The organism is Pseudomonas sp. AS2.8 (assembly GCF_014190935.1).
Lineage (GTDB): Bacteria > Pseudomonadota > Gammaproteobacteria > Pseudomonadales > Pseudomonadaceae > Chryseomonas.
In genome coordinates this window covers 359,227-381,486 of the sequence record NZ_JACHVV010000002.1, presented here as the reverse complement: position 1 = coordinate 381,486, position 22,260 = coordinate 359,227, and the positions used below count along the sequence as shown (strand labels likewise).

Annotated in this window: 24 protein-coding genes, 1 tRNA gene and 1 pseudogene; 15 read left to right on the top strand and 11 right to left on the bottom strand. The window is 66.8% G+C overall.

The features are described from left to right. Positions 1-133: 133 nt before the first annotated feature. Entirely contained in the window at positions 134-301 is a 168-nt protein-coding gene (locus FHR73_RS22540; protein ID WP_260175697.1) for a hypothetical protein, read from the bottom strand. Here FHR73_RS22540 and FHR73_RS08785 point away from each other — a divergent pair. From FHR73_RS08785 to FHR73_RS08775, 3 genes and pseudogenes are all read left to right on the top strand, one after another. Beyond that, positions 227-544 carry a response regulator gene (locus FHR73_RS08785; RefSeq protein WP_260175687.1) on the top strand — a complete coding sequence of 106 codons (318 nt, stop codon included), beginning with the start codon at positions 227-229 and terminating at the stop codon, positions 542-544. The genes FHR73_RS22540 and FHR73_RS08785 overlap by 75 nt on opposite strands. A 214-nt stretch (positions 545-758) precedes the next feature. Further along, positions 759-1,247, top strand: coding sequence for a hypothetical protein (locus FHR73_RS08780; protein WP_027597570.1), 489 nt, complete (start codon positions 759-761; stop codon positions 1,245-1,247). Positions 1,248-1,356: 109 nt separating this feature from the next. Next, a pseudogene (locus FHR73_RS08775) lies at positions 1,357-1,976 on the top strand (LysE family translocator). A gap of 100 nt (positions 1,977-2,076) precedes the next feature. Here the strand turns inward: FHR73_RS08775 and FHR73_RS08770 are convergent. The 3 genes from FHR73_RS08770 to mobA all read right to left on the bottom strand — a co-directional run bounded on the left by FHR73_RS08770 (position 2,077) and on the right by mobA (position 3,136). Next, positions 2,077-2,153, bottom strand: a tRNA-Pro gene (locus FHR73_RS08770). A 76-nt stretch (positions 2,154-2,229) separates the two neighbouring features. After that, positions 2,230-2,451, bottom strand: coding sequence for a YgdI/YgdR family lipoprotein (locus tag FHR73_RS08765; protein WP_183630514.1), 222 nt, complete (start codon positions 2,449-2,451; stop codon positions 2,230-2,232). Between the two features lie 109 nt (positions 2,452-2,560). Beyond that, positions 2,561-3,136: a molybdenum cofactor guanylyltransferase MobA gene (mobA, locus tag FHR73_RS08760; protein ID WP_183630513.1), complete on the bottom strand. Its 576-nt coding sequence runs from the start codon at positions 3,134-3,136 to the stop codon at positions 2,561-2,563. Positions 3,137-3,340: 204 nt separating this feature from the next. Here mobA and FHR73_RS08755 point away from each other — a divergent pair, with 204 nt between their 5' ends. The 5 genes from FHR73_RS08755 to FHR73_RS08735 all read left to right on the top strand — a co-directional run bounded on the left by FHR73_RS08755 (position 3,341) and on the right by FHR73_RS08735 (position 7,562). Beyond that, positions 3,341-3,832 (top strand): hypothetical protein, encoded by a 492-nt coding sequence (locus FHR73_RS08755; RefSeq protein ID WP_183630512.1) that lies wholly within the window; start codon positions 3,341-3,343, stop codon positions 3,830-3,832. A 233-nt stretch (positions 3,833-4,065) separates the two neighbouring features. Further along, positions 4,066-4,605: a molybdenum cofactor biosynthesis protein B gene (gene moaB / locus FHR73_RS08750; RefSeq protein ID WP_007162868.1), complete on the top strand. Its 540-nt coding sequence runs from the start codon at positions 4,066-4,068 to the stop codon at positions 4,603-4,605. Further along, the gene (gene glp, locus FHR73_RS08745) at positions 4,602-5,798 is read left to right on the top strand and encodes a gephyrin-like molybdotransferase Glp (RefSeq protein WP_183630511.1); all 1,197 of its coding nucleotides are present in this window, start codon (positions 4,602-4,604) and stop codon (positions 5,796-5,798) included. The genes moaB and glp overlap by 4 nt, the downstream gene beginning before the upstream one ends. Positions 5,799-5,924: 126 nt before the next feature. After that, positions 5,925-6,869 carry a lipid kinase YegS gene (gene yegS / locus FHR73_RS08740; RefSeq protein WP_183630510.1) on the top strand — a complete coding sequence of 315 codons (945 nt, stop codon included), beginning with the start codon at positions 5,925-5,927 and terminating at the stop codon, positions 6,867-6,869. 165 nt (positions 6,870-7,034) lie between these two features. Continuing rightward, on the top strand, positions 7,035-7,562 hold the full coding sequence (locus tag FHR73_RS08735) for a sterol desaturase family protein (RefSeq protein WP_183630509.1): 528 nt from the start codon (positions 7,035-7,037) through the stop codon (positions 7,560-7,562). Between the two features lie 40 nt (positions 7,563-7,602). Here FHR73_RS08735 and FHR73_RS08730 read toward each other — a convergent pair whose 3' ends face one another. The 6 genes from FHR73_RS08730 to fni form a co-directional block, all read right to left on the bottom strand. Beyond that, a complete protein-coding gene (locus tag FHR73_RS08730; RefSeq protein WP_183630508.1) occupies positions 7,603-8,133 on the bottom strand; it encodes a gluconate 2-dehydrogenase subunit 3 family protein in 531 nt (176 codons plus the stop codon). 172 nt (positions 8,134-8,305) lie between these two features. Further along, positions 8,306-9,241 (bottom strand): phytoene/squalene synthase family protein, encoded by a 936-nt coding sequence (locus FHR73_RS08725; RefSeq protein WP_183630507.1) that lies wholly within the window; start codon positions 9,239-9,241, stop codon positions 8,306-8,308. Between the two features lie 2 nt (positions 9,242-9,243). Beyond that, on the bottom strand, positions 9,244-10,740 hold the full coding sequence (locus FHR73_RS08720; protein ID WP_183630506.1) for a phytoene desaturase: 1,497 nt from the start codon (positions 10,738-10,740) through the stop codon (positions 9,244-9,246). Then, positions 10,737-11,903 carry a lycopene beta-cyclase CrtY gene (gene crtY / locus FHR73_RS08715; RefSeq protein ID WP_183630505.1) on the bottom strand — a complete coding sequence of 389 codons (1,167 nt, stop codon included), beginning with the start codon at positions 11,901-11,903 and terminating at the stop codon, positions 10,737-10,739. Before crtY ends, FHR73_RS08720 begins: the two co-directional genes overlap by 4 nt. Further along, positions 11,893-13,188 (bottom strand): glycosyltransferase, encoded by a 1,296-nt coding sequence (locus FHR73_RS08710; protein WP_183630504.1) that lies wholly within the window; start codon positions 13,186-13,188, stop codon positions 11,893-11,895. The genes crtY and FHR73_RS08710 overlap by 11 nt, the downstream gene beginning before the upstream one ends. Then, on the bottom strand, positions 13,188-14,237 hold the full coding sequence (fni, locus tag FHR73_RS08705; RefSeq protein WP_183630503.1) for a type 2 isopentenyl-diphosphate Delta-isomerase: 1,050 nt from the start codon (positions 14,235-14,237) through the stop codon (positions 13,188-13,190). Before fni ends, FHR73_RS08710 begins: the two co-directional genes overlap by 1 nt. 135 nt (positions 14,238-14,372) lie before the next feature. On the opposite strand from fni, the gene FHR73_RS08700 reads away from it, so the two are divergent. Continuing rightward, positions 14,373-15,254, top strand: coding sequence for a polyprenyl synthetase family protein (locus FHR73_RS08700; RefSeq protein ID WP_183630502.1), 882 nt, complete (start codon positions 14,373-14,375; stop codon positions 15,252-15,254). A gap of 67 nt (positions 15,255-15,321) precedes the next feature. Continuing rightward, positions 15,322-15,546: a hypothetical protein gene (locus tag FHR73_RS08695; RefSeq protein WP_027602825.1), complete on the top strand. Its 225-nt coding sequence runs from the start codon at positions 15,322-15,324 to the stop codon at positions 15,544-15,546. Positions 15,547-15,564: 18 nt separating this feature from the next. Here FHR73_RS08695 and pdeM read toward each other — a convergent pair whose 3' ends face one another. Continuing rightward, entirely contained in the window at positions 15,565-16,224 is a 660-nt protein-coding gene (pdeM, locus tag FHR73_RS08690) for a ligase-associated DNA damage response endonuclease PdeM (RefSeq protein ID WP_183630501.1), read from the bottom strand. Positions 16,225-16,571: 347 nt separating this feature from the next. On the opposite strand from pdeM, the gene FHR73_RS08685 reads away from it, so the two are divergent. The 5 genes from FHR73_RS08685 to FHR73_RS08665 all read left to right on the top strand — a co-directional run bounded on the left by FHR73_RS08685 (position 16,572) and on the right by FHR73_RS08665 (position 22,256). Beyond that, positions 16,572-16,835 carry a YeaC family protein gene (locus FHR73_RS08685; RefSeq protein ID WP_007162881.1) on the top strand — a complete coding sequence of 88 codons (264 nt, stop codon included), beginning with the start codon at positions 16,572-16,574 and terminating at the stop codon, positions 16,833-16,835. 226 nt (positions 16,836-17,061) lie between these two features. Then, the gene (locus FHR73_RS08680; RefSeq protein WP_183631530.1) at positions 17,062-17,904 is read left to right on the top strand and encodes a DUF2797 domain-containing protein; all 843 of its coding nucleotides are present in this window, start codon (positions 17,062-17,064) and stop codon (positions 17,902-17,904) included. Between the two features lie 11 nt (positions 17,905-17,915). Beyond that, positions 17,916-20,555: an aminopeptidase N gene (pepN, locus tag FHR73_RS08675; RefSeq protein ID WP_183630500.1), complete on the top strand. Its 2,640-nt coding sequence runs from the start codon at positions 17,916-17,918 to the stop codon at positions 20,553-20,555. Positions 20,556-20,936: 381 nt separating this feature from the next. After that, positions 20,937-21,545 (top strand): hypothetical protein, encoded by a 609-nt coding sequence (locus tag FHR73_RS08670; RefSeq protein WP_183630499.1) that lies wholly within the window; start codon positions 20,937-20,939, stop codon positions 21,543-21,545. A 123-nt stretch (positions 21,546-21,668) separates the two neighbouring features. Beyond that, complete coding sequence (locus FHR73_RS08665) at positions 21,669-22,256, top strand: LemA family protein (protein WP_183630498.1); 588 nt, start codon at positions 21,669-21,671, stop codon at positions 22,254-22,256. Positions 22,257-22,260: the final 4 nt, after the last annotated feature.

The following is a 22,260-nucleotide window of genomic DNA, read 5'->3' as shown; positions in this document are numbered from 1 at the left end:
ACCCCTCACGAGACCCTCTGGCACCGCCGTTTTCGGGGCTGAAAGCCAGGGCTGGCGCGGCTTTGGCGGCAATTTGCCAGCGTACCGCTCACCTGCCTCAGGTGACCGTTAGGTAAGTTTCGGGAGAACCTCTTCAACCTCTGCTGTCTGACCTGCCATGAAGCCAAGAAGCCTTGAAATACAAAGACAAATTCTTGTTCTGGAAGACGATCCGGGGCAGCGCGAGCTGCTGACCGAAATCCTTACCGAACAGGGGCTGAATGTCGTGGCGGTCGCTTCCAGCGATGAAGCGATGGCTCATATGGACACCCGCGGCAGCGATACCAAGATGGTCATCGCCGACGTGAACGTGCCGGGCATGCTGGACGGCCTGGCCTTCGCCCAGTTGGCCGCCGTCAGCTGGCCTACGGTGCCCTTCATCATCATTTCCGGCTATATCGACCAGGATCTCGCCATCCTGCCGCGACGCGCCGCCTTCCTGCCCAAACCCTGGAGCGTGGCCGACCTCAGCCAACTGGTCGAGAGCCTGCTGCCGCGTCGCTAGCGTCCTGCTTGATGGGGCAGGGCGGCGTGTACGGGCTGCCTCCCCGGGTCTTGTCGTCACTCCTTTCGTCCCCCGAATAGACACGCTCGTCGGCCCCGATGGGTCGCGACTGGCTAAATGATATGACGTCCGTCGGCATGCCTGTTTTGCAGGGAACCAAATGCGCTGAACGCTATCAATGTGCCATCTATTCCCGACTGGCAAGGAGCGCTTCATGGACGCAGTCATCACCCAGATTTCTCAGATCACCGATTGGGAATTTCTCATTGCGCTGGAGCGCAGCCTGGAAAGCCGCGGTCGCCTCGACCTGGCCGCGCGAGAAGCCCTCGAACGCCAGGGCAATCTGCTCTCGCGCCGCTACCTGATGCAGAAGGGCAAGCTCGGCAACGGCCCCTTCACCCCGGTGGAAAACGAGATCCTCGACGTCCTGGCCATGGCCACGGCCGCCCTGCGCCGCAGCCGTCGCCTGCCCCACAACATCGTCAAGACCCTGCGCGCCGGTGGTCTGATCGAGGCGGTCGAGCGCAACGTCTGCCACGCCGGCGCCCTGCAGTGCCGCACCGACTTCGAAGCCGACGGCATCCCTCGCGGCACTCTGGAGCGCATCGTCGATCGCAATCCCCAGGCCTTCGAACTGGAAGCCCGACGCGCCGCCGCGCGCTACATCGCCGACCAGGAACCCGCCTTCCGCGCCGCCGGTTGAGCCTTGGCCTGGCCGCCTGCGGGCGGCCAGGCCAGTTCAAGCGCAGGCTGATCGTCGCCCTGACCCCGTGCTACCGTTTCGAGTCTCTCCAGCCGAAACGAGTCCCGTCATGTCCCTCGCCGACAACCTGCTGGCCTTCACCCTGGCCGCGTCCCTGCTCACCCTCACCCCGGGTCTAGATACTGCGCTGATCCTGCGCACGGCTGCGGTAGAAGGCCGTGCCCAGGCCTGGCGCGCGGCCCTGGGGATCAATGCCGGTTGCCTGCTCTGGGGCGCCGCCGTGGCCTTTGGCCTGGGCGCATTGCTGGCGGTCTCGGAAATGGCCTATACGCTGCTCAAATACTGTGGCGCCGCCTACCTCTGCTGGCTCGGGCTCAACCTGCTGCTGCGTCCCCGTGATGCCATCGCACCCACGGCAGGCGAGGGCGGCTCAGGCTCCAACTGGTTTCTCAAGGGGATGCTGGGGAATGTGCTCAATCCCAAGGTCGGCATCTTCTATGTGTCCTTCCTGCCCCAGTTCATTCCCCAGGGCCAACCCCGATCGCCTGGACCTTTGGCCTGGTCGCCATCCATGTGGCGCTGGGCCTGCTCTGGTCCCTGACCCTGATCGGCACCACTCGCACCCTGGGCGAGACCCTGCGCAAGGCCGCGGTGATCCGCTGGCTGGATCGGGTGACGGGCGTGGTCTTCCTGCTGTTCGCCGCGAAGCTGGCGCTGAGTCGGCGATAGAGGGGGGAGGGCGGAGCTCCTTTGGGAGCGCCAAAGCCAAACCCCAGAAACAACAAAGCCCGCACTGGGCGGGCTTTGGGGTGATCCTTGCGGATCGGATTGGTCGGAGCGACTGGATTCGAACCAGCGACCTTCTCGTCCCGAACGAGACGCGCTACCAAGCTGCGCTACGCTCCGTAATGGATGGCGCGCATTCTACCTAAAACTCATGCAAGCACAAGGGGTTAGGTAAAAAAATCGCGCCGGGCAGGAATCAGAGCTCCTTGATGGTGCGAACTTGGTCCTTGTTGATGCGGGTTGGCTTGCCGTCGAGCTGCTTGAACGTATAGAAACCCGAGTCGTCATCGTACTTCGGCATGTCGGTGGCCTGGATCTCGCGGCCATCGTTGAGGGTGATGACGCTGGGGGTGGAGCAGCCGGCGAGCAGGGCGCTGGCGACGACCAGCAGGGCGGCGGGGAGCAGGTGCTTGTTCATGTGACGGTCTCCTTTCTTGGCAACCAAGCGGGCTTAGGACCGCGGGTGCGGGGCCGAGTTCGTCCCGGAACCGGGCGGTCACGCCCTCTGGCCGGGTGGATCGCCGGGTTCAGGTCGCGCTTTCCAGGGCCGCGGGATCGTTGAAGTTGGCCAGACGAACGTCGTCTTCGGCGAACTCCACGGCGGTCAGGCCGAGCGGCAGCAGGGCGCCACGCGGACTGCGCTCGCCGTCCGCCCAGGCCAGGCGCAAGGCCGGCAACAGGCGCCGGGGCAGGGCGCTGAACAGCGGTTGCCAGTAGCCATCCTGACGCGCCATCACCGGGCCCGCGCTCGCCTGGGCGGCCGTAAGCAGCTGCAGGGCGAGGGCGGCATCGATGCGCGGCGCATCGCAGGGCAGCAGCAGCACCCAGTCATGCCGCGCCACGGCGAGCCCGGCGAGGATGCCGGCCAGGGGACCGGGAAAATCCGGTTGATCATCGGCCACCAGTTGGTCGGCCCACTGGGCATAGCGCGGCGCATTGCGGTTGCAGGAGATCACCAGGTCATCGGTCAGCGACCGTACCGCGGCCTGCACCTGGGCCACCAGTGGCTGGCCCTGCCATTCCACCAGGCCCTTGTCGCGTCCGCCCATGCGCTGGCCGCGACCGCCGGCCAGGATGAGGATGGAAGAGGGGAGCAGTGGCATGCGGGAGGCCTCGGACTGTCGAGCGCGGGATCGGGCGCTCATCCTAGACCGGTTTCGTCGCTGGTCGCTGCGTAGGGCGGGGTTTATCCGGGCGGGACGGCTGGGCTAGACTCGGGCGCGTCCCGTGCAAAGGGGCGTGCTAGACACCTTTGATCCCCTCCGCCTGTTGGAGGCGAGTCCCTGCCCAGAAGGAGTTTGGAAACGATGAAAACGATGCTGCTCCCTGCGTTGGCCCTGGCCGCCTTGCCCACCTTTGGCGCGGGTGGTGGTGAACCTCCTTCGGTCAAGGTCACCTTTGGCCAGCCGACGATCCGGCAAAAGCTGTTCTACGAGAAGCTCTACGAGAAGAAGCCCTATCCCGACGCTACCCTCTATTACTACAGCAACGGCGTCTACAAGATCATCTCGCCCGGCGAAGAGCACTACGGTGTCTACGTGGTGCACGGCAAGCTGACCGACGATCAGTACCAGGTGGATTTCATCTCCCTGCCCTCCGCGGACTGGGGCGGCAAGACGGCCCGGCATTTCCTCAAATTCGATCGCAAGGCCGGCACCTTCACCCAGCAGGCGACCTGGGAGGAGGACCCGAACATCGCCCCGCAATACGGCCGCTTCAGCCAGGATGCCAACGACATCACCGATCCGCGGCCCATCAAGTGGGAGACTCATGCCGAAGGCGAACAGCGCCAGCGCTAGATCGGGACAGCGGCGCCCTCTCGGTTGAAGGGGCGTCGGCTTTTCCTCTAGGCTGTGACGATGCAGCCTTTTCGGACCTTCACGTCGACCGGGGTCAACCGCGACCCTCATTGTCGGAGCCGCCATTTCCCGGCCGCTGCCAGTCCGACGCTCACCCCTTCCGGGAAACCCGCTGGCCGTCCGGCGGTCTTCCGCTGCACCCTTTCCTCCGCACACTTCGGAAATCCAACCAGATGAGCCACAAAGCCGAGGCGGTTTTCGTACCGCTGAACATTGCTGTCCTGACGGTCAGCGACACCCGCACCTTCGAGACCGATACCTCGGGTCAGCTGTTCGTCGACCGCCTGGAGGCCGCCGGCCACTTTCTCGCCGACCGGGTGCTGCTCAAGGATGACCTCTACAGGATCCGCGCCCAGGTCGCCCACTGGATCGCCGAAGACCAGGTGCAGGTGGTGCTGATCACCGGCGGCACCGGCTTCACCGGGCGCGACAGCACCCCGGAAGCCGTCGCCTGCCTGCTGGACAAGCAGGTGGATGGTTTCGGCGAACTGTTCCGCCAGATCTCCGTGGCCGACATCGGCACCTCCACCGTGCAGTCCCGCGCCCTGGCCGGCCTCGCCAACGGCACCCTGGTCTGCTGCCTGCCGGGTTCGACCAACGCCTGCCGTACCGCCTGGGACGGCATCCTCGCCGAACAGCTGGACAATCGTCACCGCCCCTGCAACTTCGTGCCGCATCTCAAGCAGGCCGAGCCCTGCGGGCCGCGCGGATGAGCCTGCTGTCGCTGGAAGAAGCCCTGGCCCGATTGCTCGCCATGGCCGCCGAAGACGGTCCCTTGCCCCATGAGCAGGTGGCCCTGGAGCACGCCGACGGTCGCATCCTGGCCGCGCCGCTGGTGGCCGACCTGGACCTCCCGCCGTGGGACAACAGCGCCATGGACGGCTATGCCCTGCGCCTGGACGACTGGCAGGGCGAGCCGCTGCAGGTCTCCCAGCGCATCTTCGCCGGCCAGGCCCCGGCGCCCCTGGAGCCAGGCACCTGCGCCCGTATCTTCACCGGCGCGCCCGTCCCGGCGGGTGCCGACTGCGTGGAGATGCAGGAAAACACCGAGGTGCTGGACGACGGTCGGGTGCGTTTCGTCGAGCAACTGCGACCGGGCCGCAACATCCGTCGCCGCGGCAACGAGGTCCGGGTGGGTGACGAGGTGCTGTCGGCCGGCACTGCCCTGGGGCCGGCGGAGCTCGGGGTCGCCGCGTCCCTCGGCCGCGCTCAGCTCAACGTCTTTCGCCGTCTCAAGGTCGCGGTGCTGTCCACCGGCGATGAACTCGTGGCCCCCGGACAGCCGCTCGGCCCGGGGCAGATCTACAACAGCAATCGCGCCCTGCTCATCAGCTGGCTGCGGCGGCTGGGTTGCGAGGTGTCGGACCAGGGCATCCTGCCGGACGATCTCGCCGAGACCCGCAAGCGGCTGGGGTCACTGCAGGCCGATCTGATCCTCTCCACGGGCGGTGTCTCCGTGGGCGAGGCCGACTACCTGGGCCAGGCCCTGCGCGAAGAGGGCGAGCTGACCCTGTGGAAGCTGGCACTCAAGCCGGGCAAGCCGCTCACCTGCGGGCGCTTCCGCGGTATCCCGCTGATCGGCCTGCCGGGCAATCCGGCGTCCACCCTGGTGACGTTCGGCCTACTGGCACGGCCCTACCTGCTGCGGCGTACCGGCAAGATCGACGTGGCTCCGCTGAGCGTAGAGGTGCCGGCGGGGTTCGACTGGCCGCGTGCCGGTGCACGCCGCGAATACCAGCGTGCGCGCCTGGAGAATGGCCGGGTGGTACCCCATCGCAACCAGGGCTCCAATGTACTGCAGACGGCCGCCTGGGCCCATGGCCTGGTGGAGATCCGCGAGGACCGTACCTTCGCCGTCGGTGATCCGGTGCGCTTCATCCCGCTGGCCGAATTGCTCAAGGCCTAGCCAACCGGCGGTCAGGACTGAACGTGGACGTTGGGCCACAGTCCTAGTCTCCAGATTCGCTTGCCGGGCTCTGCCCGGCGCCTGACGCGGCATCTCGCCGCGCAGAGCCAACCTTGGACGACAGACATGACGACGACAGGCACCCTGGCTGACGCAGCCCTGGTCATTCTCAATGGCAAGGAAACCGGTAACGAGGACGTTCGGGAGGCCATTCTCGAACGGCGCGCCGCCGGTCATCGCATCGATGTGCGGGTGACCTGGGAAGAAGAGGACGCCGCGCGCTTCGTCGAGCAGGCCACCCGCGAAGGCTATGGCACCCTGGTGGCCGCCGGTGGCGACGGCACCCTGCGCGCCGTGGCCGAAGCCATGGCGCAGAATCACAGCCAGGCCCGCCTGGGCCTGCTGCCGCTGGGCACCGCCAACGACTTCGCCCGCGCGGCCGGTGTGCCGGTGGAGCCGGCGGCGGCCCTGGCGCTGCTGGATGGTCCGACCAGCGCCATCGATCTGGTCGAGGCGGAGGGTCAGCTGTTCCTCAACATGGCCACCGGCGGCTTCGGTTCCCAGGTCACCGCCAATACGCCTGGCGAACTCAAGCGCCTGCTGGGCGGGGCGGCCTACTTCCTCACCGGCCTGACGCGCTTCGCCGAGGTGCATTCGGCTCACGGCCGCTTCCGCGGTCCCGGCTTCGAGTGGGAAGGCGAATTCCTCGCCCTGGGTATCGGCAACGGTCGCCAGGCGGGGGGTGGCCATGTGCTCTGTCCCACCGCCGTGGTCAACGACGGCCTGCTCGATATCGGCATCCTGCCGGCGTCCCAAGATGTGCTGGGCACCCTTGGCGAATTCCTCAGCAAGGGCTTCAGCACCGAGGAGATGTTCATTCGCGCGCGCCTGCCCTGGGTGGAGCTGGAAGCGGCCGAAGGCCTGGACATGAACCTCGACGGTGAACCGGTCAAGCGGGAACGGGTGAGATTCGAGGTGCGTCCGGGTATCCTGCAGGTCTGTCTACCGGTGGATTCGCCCCTGCTGGGCGCGACCGCCGGTACCCTGGCCGAACCGGCGGCGACGTCCTAAGAAGGTGTTCACGATCTCGCGAGCTAGAGCCAAGCAAGGCGAAAGTGCCTGAGGAAGCGGAGTTTACGAATTGTAAATGAGCATTCCGAAGGCATTTTCAACGTAGTTTGGCCGACGCGCAGCAGATCGTGAGCAGCTTCTGATCAGGTGGCTGCGGAGGTTACGTTGGAAATACTGATCAATGCGGGAATCGTGCTGGCCACCGTGGCCGGCATGGAAGCCTTCGCCTGGTGGTCGCACAAGTACATCATGCATGGCTGGGGGTGGGGCTGGCATGAGTCCCACCACCGCGCACGGACGGGCTGGTTCGAGAAGAACGATCTCTATGCGGTCGTCTTCGCCGGCCTGGCCATCCTGCTGATCGCCCTGGGCAATGCCGGCTACTGGCGCCTGCAGTGGATCGGCGCCGGCATGACCCTCTATGGCCTGCTGTACTTCATCGCCCACGACGGCCTGGTGCATCAGCGCTGGCCCTTTCGCTACATCCCGCGCACCGGCTATCTGAAGCGGCTCTATCAGGCGCATCGCATGCACCATGCGGTGGACGGCAAGGACGGCTGCGTGTCCTTCGGTTTCCTGTTGGCACCGACCACCCAGCAACTCAAGCAGCAGCTGCGCGAGATACACGGCGGCGCCCTGGATTCCTCGCGCGAACGAAAGGCACGGGACCAGGTGCAGGAAGGCGTGGACTAGGCGGGAGAGGGGAGCGCCTCCGGGGAGGCGCTAACCGGGATCAGGCGACGGCGGGGGTGTCGTAGGCGGCAAACAGCGAATGGGCGTACTGGCTGCGTTCGCTCTCGTTGCGCAGCAGATCGATGAATTCCTTGGCTGGCGGATTCAGGGTGCCCGCTTCGGCGGCGGTAACCACCTGGGCCTGCTCACCGGCCGCCAGTTCGGCGAAACCGGCCCCCAGACGCTCGGTGCAGTAGCTGTCTACCACGGCCAGGCCGTCACGCAGCAGATCGCGCAGGTTGGCGCCCTGCTGGACCTGGGCCTGCTCGTCGAAGGGATCGACGATGTTGGAACGGTCGCCATGGGCGTAGGGGGTCAGCATGTGACGATCGATGAATTCGGGCAGGCGGGTATCGGCCTGTTCGCTATCGGCCTGCAGATGAGCGCAGAGGGCGACCAGGGTGCGCCACTGGGTGGCGTTGAAGAATTCGGGCTTGTAGCCGGACTGCGCGTTAGCGGAAAGGCCAAGGGCAAGTAGTGACGAGGAGGCAGCGAAGCGATCGTGTGAAACAGCCGTTTCCGTCTTGTGCATGTGCAAATCCCATACTCGTAGGCTGACTACCGGATGCAGCGCTCTGGCTCAGGCATCCATCCATCCGCGGCCCGCGAGGGGTCGCTTTAATCCGACCCGTTTATCGCATAAAAGTTTGCTGTTGGGCATCCCCGAGATGCACGCAAATGTGACCGAAGCGAAAGAGCTGGCGTCAGCGCCGCGGCCGGGTCCAGAGCTCGGTTGGGCGCGGCTCGTCGCGCTGGTGGCGCGAGAGCATGGCGCGCGCGGCGCCGCGGCAGACCAGGCGCAGCTTGTCGGCGGTGCTGGTGCTGACGCGCTGATCCCAGGCATGGCTGCCCAGCTCCAGCACCTGAACGCCGATCTCGCGATAGACGCCACGGGCGGTGGCGATCGCCCAGGCCGAACGCAGGGGCAGGGCGGCGATGCCCTGGCGCGCCGAGTCGTAGTAGGGCTCCGCCAGGCGCACCAGGCGCTCGGCCAGCTGGGCGACGGCCTCGCGGTGGCGCGGCTCGGCCAGTTCGCTCGCCGGTACCCGGAGTTCGTCGAGCCACAGCCGCGGCAGGTAGATGCGGCCGATCCGGGCGTCCTCGACGATGTCGCGGGCGATGTTGGTGAGCTGGAAGGCCATGCCCAGGTCGCAGGCGCGATCCAGGGTTTCCTCGTCTTCGGCGCCCATGATGCGCGCCATCATCACCCCGACCACCCCGGCGACGTGGTAGCAGTATTCCAGGGTGTCTTCCAGTTCCACATAGATGCGTTCCTCGACATCCATGCGAAAGCCGGCGAGGTGGTCCAGCGGCAGCGCCAGGGGAATGCCGTGGCGCCTGACCACCCGCTGGAAGGCGGCGAAGGCCGGATCCTGCAGCGGCTGTTCGTCGTAGGCGGCGCGGGTCAGGCGTTCCAGTTCGGCCAGGCGTTCCCGCCCGGCGCGGCGATCGCCCTCGACCTGGCCATGGCCCAGTTCCTGGCCATCGATGACGTCGTCGCAATGGCGGCACCAGGCATAGAGCAGCACGGCGCTCTCGCGGGTCTCGGGCGCGAACAGCTTGGCGGCCGCGGCAAAGCTCTTGGAACCGACGGCGATGCTCTGCTCGGCGTGGTCGACGACGTCATGGGTGGCTGGCATGGCTAACCGTGCTCCTCGAGGATGACGCTGGCGGTGGCCTTGGCCGAGCCGACCACGCCCGGAACGCCGGCCCCGGGATGGGTGCCCGCGCCGACCAGGTAGAGGTTGGGGATGACACTATCGCGATTGTGCGGCCGGAACCAGGCGCTCTGGGTCAGGATGGGCTCCAGGGAGAAGGCCGAGCCGACGTGGGCATTGAGCTCCTGGCGGAAATCGGCCGGGGTGAAGATGCGCGAGGTGACCAGGTGCTCGCGCAGGCCCGGCATGTAGCGCTCTTCCAGGTAGGCGAAGATCTTGTCTCGCAGGCGCGGGCCTTCCACGCTCCAGTCGACGTCGGCATTGCCCAGGTGCGGCACCGGCGCCAGCACGTAGTGGGAGCTGTGCCCGGGCGGTGCCAGCGACGGATCGGTGACGCAGGGCGAGTGCAGGTAGAGCGAGAAGTCGTCCGGTACGCCAGGGCCCTTGAACAGTTCGTCGATCAGGCCGCGATAGCGCTGGCCGAAGCAGACCATGTGGTGCTGGAGACCCACCGGCGGCTGGCTCAGGCCGAAATGGATGACGAACAGCGACATGCTGTGTCTCTTGCGCTTGAGGCGATTGGCCTCGACCACGCCGTGGGTGTGGTGGCCGAGCAGCTTGCGATAGGTGTGCACCACGTCGGCGTTGGAAGCCACCAGATCGGCCGCGAGCTGGCTGCCGTCGGCCAGGCAGACGCCGGTGGCGCGATTGCCTTCGGTGAGGATGCGCTCCACCGGCGCATTCAGGCGCACTTCGCCGCCGAGATCGGTAAAGAGCTTCAGCAGGCCCAGGACCAGCTGGTGGGTACCGCCCTTGGCGAACCAGACGCCCCACTTGCGTTCCAGCGCATGGATCAGCGCATAGATCGACGAGGTGGCGAAGGGATTGCCGCCCACCAGCAGGGTGTGGAAGGACAGCGTCTGGCGCAGCTTCTCGCTCTTCACGAAGCGCGACACCTGGCTGTAGACACTGCGCCAGGCGGTGAGCTGGGCCAGCTTGGGACCGGCGGCGAGCATGTCGCCGACCTTGAGGAAGGGCTTGGCGCCAAGGCGGATGTAGCCTTCTTCGAACACTGCCTGGGAATAGGCCAGGAAGCGCTGGTAGCCGGCCACGTCGTCCGGTTCCAGGGCGCGGATCTGCTCGTCCAGCCGGGCCTGGTCGTTGACGTAGTCGAAGCGGGTGCCGTCTTCCCAGCACAGCTGGTAGAAGGGGCTGACCGGCAGCAGCTCCACATAGTCGCTCATCTGCCGACCACTGAGGGCGAACAGCTCTTCCAGCGCCGAGGGATCGGTGATGACGGTGGGACCGGCGTCGAAGGTGAAGCCCGCGTCCTCGTAGACATAGGCACGACCGCCGGGCTTGTCGCGGCCCTCGATGAGGGTGGTGGCGATGCCGGCCGACTGCAGACGGATCGCCAGGGCGATACCGCCGAAGCCGGCGCCGATGACGATGGCCCGCTTGGGCACGTTACCTTGGGTCATGGTGCTTCCTTGAACTGAGGAGGACGAGCCAGTGCGGCATCCAGGGCCGGTTTCAGCGGCACCGGCGGTTTGCCGGAAAGGATGCGCAGCCGATCGAAGGCGGTGAGGCGGCCGGCATAGAAGCGCTGGATCAGCGGTTCTCCGAGGCCGTAGAACCTTTGCATGACGCGCACCCGGTGCTCGGGGCGGCCAGCGAGAAAGAGCATGCGATTGAGCAGGCGGAAGAAGCCCTGGCCCTGCCAGCGGCCCTGGGCGTACTGGCGCAGGCTGTCGCGCAGCAGGGCGCTGGAGGTGAACGGCTGGGCGGCCAGGTGCTCCGCCAGGCGGACGGCCTCGGGCAGCGAATAGCCGGTGGTGGGGTGGAACAGCCCAGCGGCCAGACCGATGGGCGCGCCGGCCGTGACGTTGTCCCAGTAGCGCTGGAGATCGCCACCCAGGGTGATGGGCAGCACGCCCTGTTCCTCGCGCAGCACCTCGACGATCTCCCAGCCCTGCTGCCGGGCATAGTCGGCCAGGTGCTGGCGCAGGCGCTCGACCGGCAGGCTCTCGCCGTCGGCATAGTAGGTGTCTTCGATCAGCAGCCGATCAGGGGCCAGCGGCAGGCTGTAGACGAAGCGATAGCCGTCCAGCTGATCGACGGTGGCGTCCATCACGATGGGTTCGGCCAGGCCATGGGGGCGCGCGAGGCGTACCTCCTGGCCGAGGAATTTCTGATAGCCGAGCCAGAGCGCCGGATCGGGTCTGGGTCCGCGGGCATCGATCACCGCGCCGGCGGCCAGGGTGTAGCCATCGGCGAACACGACGCCGTCGTCCTGCAGGCGCAGCACCTCGCGCCCCAGCAGCAGGCGCTCGGCCGGCAGGCGGGCGCTCAGCACCTCATGGAAGCGTTCGGCGCTGATGCTGGCGTAGCCGCTGCCGAGTTGCCGCCGGCGCTGGGGGAAGCGCACCTCGTAGCCCGGCCAGCGGTGGGCGACCAGGGGTTCGATCCAGGCATGCTGCGGCGCGGTGAGGTCCGGCTCGTGGAAGGACCAGGTATGGTTGCCGCCCAGTCGCGGACCGGCTTCCACCAGGCGCCAGTCCAGCTCCGGTCGGGTTTCCGCCAGGCGCAGGGCGAGCAGGCCGCCGGCCAGGCCGCCGCCGACGATCAGCAGATCAGGACGCACGCTCGAGTCCTCGTCGGGCCAGGCCGTCCACCAGGCGGGCGGCAGCCGCGACACCGCCGGCCGCCTGGGTAATGGGCACGAAGCGTTCGGCCGCCCGGCGATAGGCCGGGTCGGCCAGCACGGCGCCCAGGGCCTGGGTCAGGCGGGCCTTGCTGGCCAGGCGCGGTGCCAGGCAGATGCCGGCGCCGACCCGTTCCAGGCGCCGGGCGATACCCGGCTGGTCGAACACCATGGGCAGGGCGAGCATGGGTTTGCCGGCCGCCAGGGCGTCCAGCACGGTATTGAAGCCGCCGTGGGTAATGACCGCGTCGGCGCGGGCGATGGCCGCTTCCTGCGGTGCGAAGTCGGTGACCCAGGTGGCGCCGTCGTCGAGCAGCCGGCGTTCGGCACCGGCATCCAGACGGCCGCAGTGGGCGATCAGCACCTGGACGTTGAGTTGGCGACAGGCCTGGGCGACGCGACGGAACAGCGCTAGCCGGCCACCCTGCAGGGTGCCGAAGGAGGCGAAGACGAAGGGCCGGCGCGGATCGATCTCCAGGTCCAGCCGTTGCTCACGCACCGCCGGCGAACGCAGCGGTCCGACCTCGTGGAAATGCGGCGGCGGGGCACGGCGTGGAAAGTCGAAGCCCGGCAGGCACTGGCTCAGCTGCAGATAGGGCGAGAAGCAGTCGTCGAGGGTGCGCCGGTCGCCCAGGCTAAAAGCCTGGGCCTGGCGCTGGATGACCTTGCCCTGGCCGCGCATCATCAGGTCGAACACCTGGGTGGCGCCCTGGACGATCTGCCGCTCCCGCTCGGTGGCGGGATAGGCGAAGGGCAGGGTGGGCAGCGGCAGATGGGGCTCGCGATTCATCGGCACGGCGCAGGCCAGGGACGCATAGGGCAGGCCCAGGTGGTCGCCGAGCAGTCCACCGGCCGGTTCCATCTGGTCGGCGATCAGGCAGTCGACACCCAGGTCACGCAAGGCGGTCGGGCCTTCACGGCAGAACAGTTCGGTAGTGCGTGCCATGTCGGCGATCACCCCGAACACCGACCAGGGCTTGCTGCTGGCGGTGCGGGCGAGCAAAGGCGCCAGGCTGCCACGCGGATGGCTGGTCGCGCCCAGGGCCTGGAACTGGATACCTGCCGGCAGCGCACGATCGCCCACCTCCACCTGATGCAACAGGGTGACCCGGTGGCCGAGCGCGACCAGCGCCTCGCCCAGCACCAGATGGGTGGATAGGTGGCTCGGCAGCGGCGGCGAGATCAGGGCGACATGCATGGCGGCGTCCGGTCGGGTGTCGGCCACTATGGGCACCGCAACGGCGCGGCGTCCAGCAACTCGGCCTGGCGCAAGCCGGCCAGGTCCGCCGAGCCGGTGCAGAAGCAGGCGATGCGCAGCTGTTCGATCACGACCTGGAAATGCGCGATCACCGCCTCGGTGGATTCGGTGGCGCCGGGCAGGGCCGCGGCGGCCTGGCCGGCCAGGTCCGCGCCGAGGCGGATGGCCTTGGCCACGTCGATGCCGTCGCGGATGCCGCCCGAGGCGATCACCGTCGCCCGCGGGCAGGCGGCGCGTACCTGGCGCAGGCTCTCGGCGGTGGGGATGCCCCAGTCGGTGAAGGCGCGGGCAATGGCGCGCTGCTGCTGGTCACGGGCGCGTTCGGCTTCCACCGCGGCCCAACTGGTGCCGCCGGTCCCGGCGACATCCAGCACCGCCACACCTGCCTCCAGCAGTTGCTTGGCGACCCGGCCCGACAGACCGGCGCCGACTTCCTTGACGACGACTGGCACGGGCAGTTGTGTAACCAGATTTTCCAGGGCTATGAGAATGCCGCGCCAGCGGCGATCGCCCCCGGCCTGTACGGCTTCCTGCAGGGGATTAAGATGCACGATCAGGGCGTCTGCCTCGATCATCTCCACCGCGCGGCGCGCTTCCTTAATGCCGTAGCCGGCCACCAGCTGCGCGGCGCCGAAATTGGCCAGCAGTGGCACGTCCGGCGCCAGGCGACGCAATTCACCAGTCAGGCCTTGATCGCCACCCTGCTGCAGGGCGATGCGCTGGGAGCCGACCGCCAGGGCGATGCCCAGGGTCTGGGCCGCCTCGGCGAGATGGCGATTGATCAGCGCGGCCCGCTCTGGCCCGCCGGTCATGGAGCTGATCAGCAGCGGCGCGGCCAGGGGACGCTCGAACAGGCGGGTGCCCAGGTCGATCTCGTCGAGATCCAGCTCGGGCAGGGCGCAGTGGGTGAAGCGGTAGGCGTCGAAGCCCGTGGTGACGGCGCTACAGGCCTTGTGGGGATCCAGCACGATGTCCAGATGATCGTTCTTGCGGCTTGCCAGTTCCCAATCCACCATGTCTTCTAGAGTCCGCCCTGAATGACCTTTCGTCGGTCGTTGTGGTCTGGTAGGGGACGACGGGTTCGCTTTGCGAAGACCTAATCCACCGAGGTGCGACCGTTCGTCGGTTCCACATATGGAGTATCTCGACTCATGGCGACCGTATTAGTGCCGAACGCGACAGACAATTTTGCCGCTGCGCTGCAGTGGCAGCGTACCCGTATCGACGAGCGTCTGGCAGTACTGTTACCGGCCGGTGGCGATCCGGTTGCCGAAGCGATTCGCAGTGGGGTCATGGCCCCGGGCAAGCGGTTGCGTCCGTTGCTGATGGTGCTGGCCGCCGAGGACCTGGGTCAGTCCGACGAAGCCGTCCTCGATCTGGGCTGTGCCGTGGAAATGGTGCACGCCGCGTCGCTGTTCCTCGATGACATGCCCTGCATGGACGATGCCCGTCTGCGTCGCGGTCGGCCGACCCTGCACGTCGAGTTCGGCGAAGACGTCGCCATGCTGGCCGCGGTGGCCCTGCTCAGTCATGCCCTGCGCCTGGTCGCGGGCCTGGCCGGGGTCCCGGCGGAAATCCGTACCCAGATGGTCTGCCAGCTGGCCGACGCGGTCGGCACCGCCGGGCTGGTCTGCGGCCAGTACCATGACCTGCATGGCGGTCGCCAGACGCGTCCGGCCGATGCCATCGCCCTGACCAACCAGCTCAAGACCGGGGCGCTGTTTTCCGCGGCGATGGGCATGGCCGGTGCCACCCTGGTCACCACCGCGGAGCAGCGCGAGGCCTTCCAGGTCTTCGCCTGCCAGCTCGGCCTGGCCTTCCAGCTGCTCGACGATCTCGACGACGGCAAGGGGCTGGGCAAGGACGCGGGCAAGGATGGCGACAAGTCCACGCTGGTCAGCCTGCTCGGCCGTGACCACGCTCAACGCCAGTTGCAAAGTCACCTCAGGCAGGCCCGCGAGGCTCTGGCCCAGGCCGATTGCGCCGAGGGCGCCCTGGCCGGCCTGCTGGATATTGTCTTTCGTCCGCGTTAGGGCGAATTACTGGGCATCCGGCCCTCTAATCTCTCGATAGCCTTGTTTCCGAGTGAGGAGTCCTGAGATGTCGAAGTGGAAAATTGCTTACAGCAACGTTGATGGCAATACCTCGGTGGTCACCACCGACGCCGACCAGAAGCCGGACATGGAGCGGGTCGCCCAAATCGTCCGTGACGATGCCCTGGAAGAGTACGACGACAGTGAAGTGCCACGGGATTACGACGAACCCACGGTAGCCTTGCTGGAGCGCCACGGCATCACCATCACCGGGATCACCGAAGAAGGCTGATCTCCTCGGTATCTGGCCCTAGCGCAGGGGCCAGATACCGCCATCCCCCACCACGAAGATCCGCCGCGCCGGATCGGGTGCCAGCAGGTGCCCACCGGTGAAATCACCGAAGGCCGGCAGGATCAGCACCTCGTCGTTTTCCAGGCAGAAGCAGGGCAGGCGCAGCGCCTGACGCCCGCGTCCCTGCAGGCGAAAGGCCGGATGGATATGACCCGCTAGCACCGGCAGACGCGGGTGCGGATCGGGTTCGTGCTGCAGCGACAGGCCATCCAGTTCCAGCGGTTCGCCCACCACGTCGATGCCCAGGGCGGCGGGCGGATCTCCCGCACGGCGGTCGTGATTGCCGCGGATCAACAGCAGCCGCAGATGGGCCTGGTGTTCCCGCCAGCGCTCCAGGGTGTCCAGGGTCAGGGGCGCGCGGGATTCCGGGGCGTGCAGGAAGTCACCGAGAAAGATGATCTCCTGGCAGTCGTAACGAGCCAGCAGGCTGTCCAGCCGGGCGATGTTGCCCGCGGTGGTGCCATGGGGCACCGGTTGGCCCAGGGCCCGGAAGGCCGCCGCCTTGCCGAAATGGATGTCCGCCACCAGCAACGCCCGGCGTGCCGGCCAGTAGATGGCCTTTTCCGCGAGCAGCCAGAGTTCGACACCGGCGAGCATGAGGGAGTGATAGGCAGGCATGGGGTCTCCAGAAAGCGCTTCCTGCTCTGATGGCGGCCAGGTGCCAGGGTTCAGCCCTGTTGCAGGGTGGGCCTGCTTGGCTAGCGCCCGCTCCCTGGGTGAGAAGGCTCGGGTGAGGGCGACCCTGATCCGAATGCTTCAGTGGAAAAGGCCAGGCCGTTTTCCACGCTACGGGATACGCACCCGCGTAGGTTGGGTTGAGGGCAGCGAAGCCCAACAGCCCAATCCGGCATCGCCAACTCTGGGCTTCGAGCCAAACACAACCTATGACCACCATTGAGCCAGGCCAGGTGCACCGGCGCCGGCAGCCCGGTAAACTGGCAGTTCACTAGAGTCCGGAGCGACCCATGTCGACATCCTTCGCCCAGATGCTGGAAAACATCACCCCCGATATCTACGAGGGCCTGAAACTGGCCGTGGAGATCGGCAAGTGGCCGGACGGCCGCAAACTCAGTCGCGACCAGGTCGAGCTCTGTCTGCAGGCAGTGATCGCCTACGAGGCCAAGCACCTGCCCGAGGACCAGCGGACCGGCTACATGGGTCCCCAGGAGTGCGCCTCCAAGTCGGTACCCATCGAGAACATCCTGTTCAAGTCCGACGCCATTCACTGACAGTCCGCGCATTACCCGACGAGGTGCCCTTCGCGAGAAGAGGCACCTCGCGTCTTTATCAGAGCCTGCCCAACGTCTGCTGCGCGTCGGCCAAACGGCGTTGAAAAGGCCTTCGGAATGCTCATTTACCATTCGTAAACTCCGCTTCCTCAGGCCTTTTCGCCTTGTTTGTCGCTAGCTCGCGAGACGTTGAGCGGGCTCTTAGAAACCGAGAAACACCACCGTGATGACCGAACTGGGCCGTGGCGCCCTGCGCAAGATGGCCGTGACCCTGGCCGACCCCGTCAACTATGCCTTTCGCCTCGATGAGCGCGAGGTGCCGGTCAATCCGCTGATCGGCCGCCGCGTGCGGCTCGAATACCTGGGCGCCATCCATTGCACCCATTGCGGACGCAAGACCCGCAAGAGCTTCAGCCAGGGCTACTGCTATCCCTGCTTCACCGCCCTGGCCCAGTGCGACAGCTGCATCGTCAGTCCCGAGAGGTGCCACTACGAGCACGGCACCTGCCGCCAGCCGGAGTGGGGCGAGGCCCATTGCATGGTGCCCCACATCGTCTACCTGGCCAATTCCTCGGGCCTCAAGGTGGGCATCACCCGCGCTACCCAGCTGCCCACCCGCTGGATCGACCAGGGCGCCTACCAGGCGCTGCCGATCCTGAGGGTCGCCACCCGCCAGCAATCCGGCCTGGTGGAAGACGTGCTGCGCAGCCAGGTGGGCGATCGCACCAACTGGCGGGCCATGCTCAAGGGCGTCGCCGCGCCGGAAGACCTGGTGGCGGTGCGCGAGCGGATCTTCGATGCCTGCGCTCAGGGCCTGGACGATCTCCAGGGTCGCTTCGGCCTGCAGGCGATCCAGCCGGTGGTCGACATGGCGCCGATCGAGATCCATTATCCGGTGACGGTCTATCCCACCAAGGTGGTCAGCCACGACCTGGAAAAGACCCCCGTGGTGGAAGGCACGCTGCTGGGCATCAAGGGTCAATACCTGATGTTCGACACCGGCGTGATCAACATTCGCAAGTACACGGCCTATCAGCTGGCCGTGTCCGCCTCCGCAGCAGAGATGTAAGGACGTAAGCCATGCGCACCGACCAGCCCCAGACCATCTACCTGAAGGACTACCAGGCGCCCGAGTACCTCATCGAGGAAACCCGCCTCCGCTTCGAGCTGCATGACGACCAGACCCTGGTGCATGCCGAGCTGCGACTGCAGCGCAACCCGACGCGTGGCGCGGGCCTGCCGCCGCTGGTGCTGCATGGCGAGGAGCTGGAACTGCTGGCGGTGGCGCTGGACGACCAGACCCTGGCGGCGGGCGACTACCAGGTCGAGGCGGGCAGCCTGACCCTGCAGCCGCAGGGCGAGGCCTTCGTGCTCAAGACCTCGGTGCGCATCCATCCGGAAAGCAATACCGCCCTGGAAGGGCTGTACGTCTCCGGCACCATGTTCTGCACCCAGTGCGAGGCCGAGGGCTTCCGCAAGATCACCTACTACCTGGACCGGCCGGACGTGATGAGCGTCTTCACCACCACGGTGGAGGCCGACAAGGCCAGGTACCCGATCCTGCTCTCCAACGGCAATCCCGTGGCCAGCGGCGACGCCGAGGGCGGCCGTCACTGGGCGACCTGGGAAGATCCCTTCCCCAAGCCGGCCTATCTGTTCGCCCTGGTGGCCGGTGACCTCTGGTCCGTGGAAGACAGCTATCGCACGGGTAGCGGTCGCGACGTGGCCCTGCGCATCTACGTCGAGCCGGAAAACATCGGCAAGCTGCAGCACGCCATGGACAGCCTGAAGAAGTCCATGCGCTGGGACGAGGAGGTCTACGGCCGCGAATACGATCTGGACATCTTCATGATCGTCGCGGTGAACGACTTCAACATGGGCGCCATGGAAAACAAGGGCCTCAACATCTTCAACTCCAGCGCCGTGCTGGCCAGCCCGCGCACCGCCACCGACGCCGCCCACCAGCGCGTCGAGGCCATCGTCGCCCACGAGTACTTCCACAACTGGTCGGGCAACCGCGTGACCTGCCGCGACTGGTTCCAGCTGTCGCTCAAGGAAGGCTTCACCGTGTTCCGCGACGCCGGCTTCAGCTCCGACATGAATTCGCCCACGGTCAAGCGCATCGAGGACGTGGCCTTCCTGCGCACCAACCAGTTCGCCGAGGACGCCGGCCCCATGGCTCACCCGGTGCGCCCGGATCACTTCATCGAGATCTCCAACTTCTACACCCTGACGGTGTACGAGAAGGGCGCCGAGGTGGTGCGGATGCTGCATACCCTGCTGGGGCCGGAGGGCTTCCGCAAGGGCACCGATCTCTACTTCGAGCGCCATGACGGTCAGGCGGTGACCTGCGACGACTTCATCAAGGCCCTGGAAGACGCCAACGGCGCCGACTTCAGCCAGTTCAAGCGCTGGTACAGCCAGTCCGGCACGCCACGCCTGGCGGTCAGCGAGCAGTACGATGCGGCAGCCGGGACCTATCGCCTGACCTTCCGCCAGAGTTGCCCGCCCACCCCGGGTCAGCCAACCAAGGAGCCCTTCGTCATCCCGGTCCAGCTCGGTCTGCTGGACGGCCAGGGCCGCGACCTGCCGCTGCGCCTGGAAGGCGAGAGCGCGGCCCAGGGCAGCGACCGGGTGCTGTCGGTCACCCAGGCCGAGCAGACCTTCACCTTCGTCGACGTGCCCGAGCAACCGCTGCCCTCGCTGCTGCGGGGCTTCTCCGCCCCGGTCAAGCTCAGCTTCCCCTACAGTCGCGAGCAGCTGACCTTCCTCATGCAGCACGACAGCGACGGCTTCAATCGCTGGGACGCCGGCCAGCAGCTGGCCGTGCAGGTGCTGCAGGGCATGATCGCTGGCGAGCCGCTGGACACCCGGCTGGTGGAGGCGCTGCGCACCGTGGCCGCGGACGAGTCCCTCGATCCGGCCATGGTCGCCGAGATGCTGTCGCTGCCGTCCGAGGCCTATCTGGTGGAACTGTCCGAGCAGGCCGATCCGGGTGCCATCCATGGTGCTCGTCGCCAGGCGCGCCGGGCCATCGCCGAGTCCCTACGCGACGTGCTCTGGCAACGCTACCGCAGCGCCCGCGAGGTATCGCGCGCCACGCCCTACCAGGCCAGCGCCGACCATATCGCCCGCCGCAGCCTGCAGAATGCCGCGCTCGGCTACCTGATGCTGTTGGAAGAGCCGGAGGCGCGGGACGCCGCCCTGGAGCAGTTCGAGCACGCCGACAACATGACCGAGCGCCTCGCCGCACTGAGCGCCCTGGTCAACTCCGGTTTCGAGCGGGAAAAGGCCGAGGTGCTGGCGCACTTCTTCGAGGAGTTCAAGGCCGATCCGCTGGTGATGGACACCTGGCTCAGCGTCCAGGCCTCCAGCCCCTTGCCGGGCGGCCTGGCGCGCGTCCAGGCGCTGATGGAAAACCCGGTCTTCACCCTGAAGAACCCCAACAAGGTGCGGGCGCTGATCGGTGCCTTCGCCAACGCCAACCTGGTCAATTTCCACGCCGAGGACGGCAGCGGCTATCGCTTCCTGGCCGACCAGATCATCACCCTCAATCGCCTCAATCCGCAGATCGCCTCGCGCCTGCTGACGCCCCTGACCCGCTGGAAGAAGTACGGTCCCGCGCGCCAGGCACTGATGCGCGCCGAGCTGGAGCGCATCCTGGCCAGCGGCGAGCTGTCCAGCGATGTCTACGAGGTGGTGAGCAAGAGCCTGGCGTAGGAGATCCGACTGGGCTGCTTGTCGGGCTTCGACAATAGAGCCTTCTCAACCCAACCTACCTCGTCCCGTAGGTTGGGTTGAGCGCAGCGAAGCCCAACATCGCCCGCCGCCAAGCCTGACGCCCAGCGTCGGGCTTTTTTTCGCCCGGATTTTCCCGCGCGGCCCTAGCCTGTAGTGCCTCTGCTGCCTGCTGGAAAAACCGCGCGTATGCCCCGTGCCAGGCAACTCGTCTCCGCTCTGGCGCCGCTTGGCTGATAGAAATGCTTTCGGCTGCCAGCTGTATTCAAATCGGCTGCAGAACGAGGCGCCGCCGCCGACAGGCTGGCAGGGTGTTTCGAACGACACCCAGGCCCAAATCACCGGAAGAGCGCGGAGCGGCAGATGAGTCATGCACAGCTGATGGATTGGGGATTCGTCCTGATAACCCTGTGCAACATCCTGCTGATCGCCCTGGTGGTGTTTCTTCTTTGGCAGCGCTATGTCGCCAGCGACGCGGCATCCAAGGCCGAGGGCGCCAGCGAGGAGCAGGTACCGCCTGCTCCCGAAGCGGTCGACAGCCTGCCTGCTGATACCCAGCCACCCGCGCTCCCCGCCAGCGGCGGCCCGGTGGTGAACCGTAACGTCGATCTCTTCGACGAGGGTCCGGAGGAGGTGTACGACGCCAACTATCCGGAGTGGAAGAAGAGCGACGACCCCTATGTCGAGGAATTGCTGTCGCACCGCGAAGCCCTGGAGCTCAAGGTGGACAACATGGTCATGCGGCTGACCCGGGCGCACAAGGTGGTGACCGGCCTGCGCGCGCAGAATCGCGAGCTGCGCGCCTCGGAGGCCCATGCCCAGCGCCTGCAGGAAGAGCTGACCCGGACCCAGACCAGTCTGGCCCAGATGCGCCAGGAGCGTGACGCCCTGCTGGTGGAGCTACAACCCGGCCGCAAGGCGGACTCGGCGCCACGCCATCCGACCGACCCGGGCGCGCCTTCTTCTTCCTGAGCGGTGGTGTAGAGCTCCTGATCCACCAGCCATCCCCTCAACCGTCACATCCGTCGCGCTGTGCAACCCTCGGCGTGGCTTGCCCCTAGACTGGGGATTCTCAGCATCTTCAAGGACGATTCGATGAAACTGCTGCTTCTGCTGGCTGCCCTGATCGCCCTCGGCCTGTTCGCGATCAGCCTCTACAACGCCCTGGTCACGGCGCGTAACGCCTACCGCAACGCCTTCGCCCAGATCGATGTCCAGCTCACCCGCCGGCACGACCTCATCCCCAATCTGGTCGAGGCGGTTAAGGGCTATCTGCAGCACGAGCGCGAGACGTTGCAGGCGGTGATGGCGGCGCGGCAGCAGGCGCAATCTGGTCTGCACCAGGCCAAGACCCGACCGGAAGATCCCGGCGCGCTGGCCGCGCTGGAGCAGGGCGAGCAGAGCCTCGGCATCGCCCTCGGGCGGTTGTTCGCCGTCAGCGAAGCCTATCCGGAGCTCAAGGCCAACGAGACCGTCATGCAACTGATGGAGGAGCTGAGCTCCACGGAAAATCGCCTGGCCTATGCGCGCCAGGCCCATAACGATGCGGTGATGGACTACAACAATCGCTGCGAGACCTTTCCCGGCTCGCTGGTCGCCACTCGCTTCGGCTTCCGCCTGGCGCAACCTTTGGCCCTGCCGGATGGAGGCGCCCGCCAGGCACCACGGATCAGCCTGAGCTGAGCGC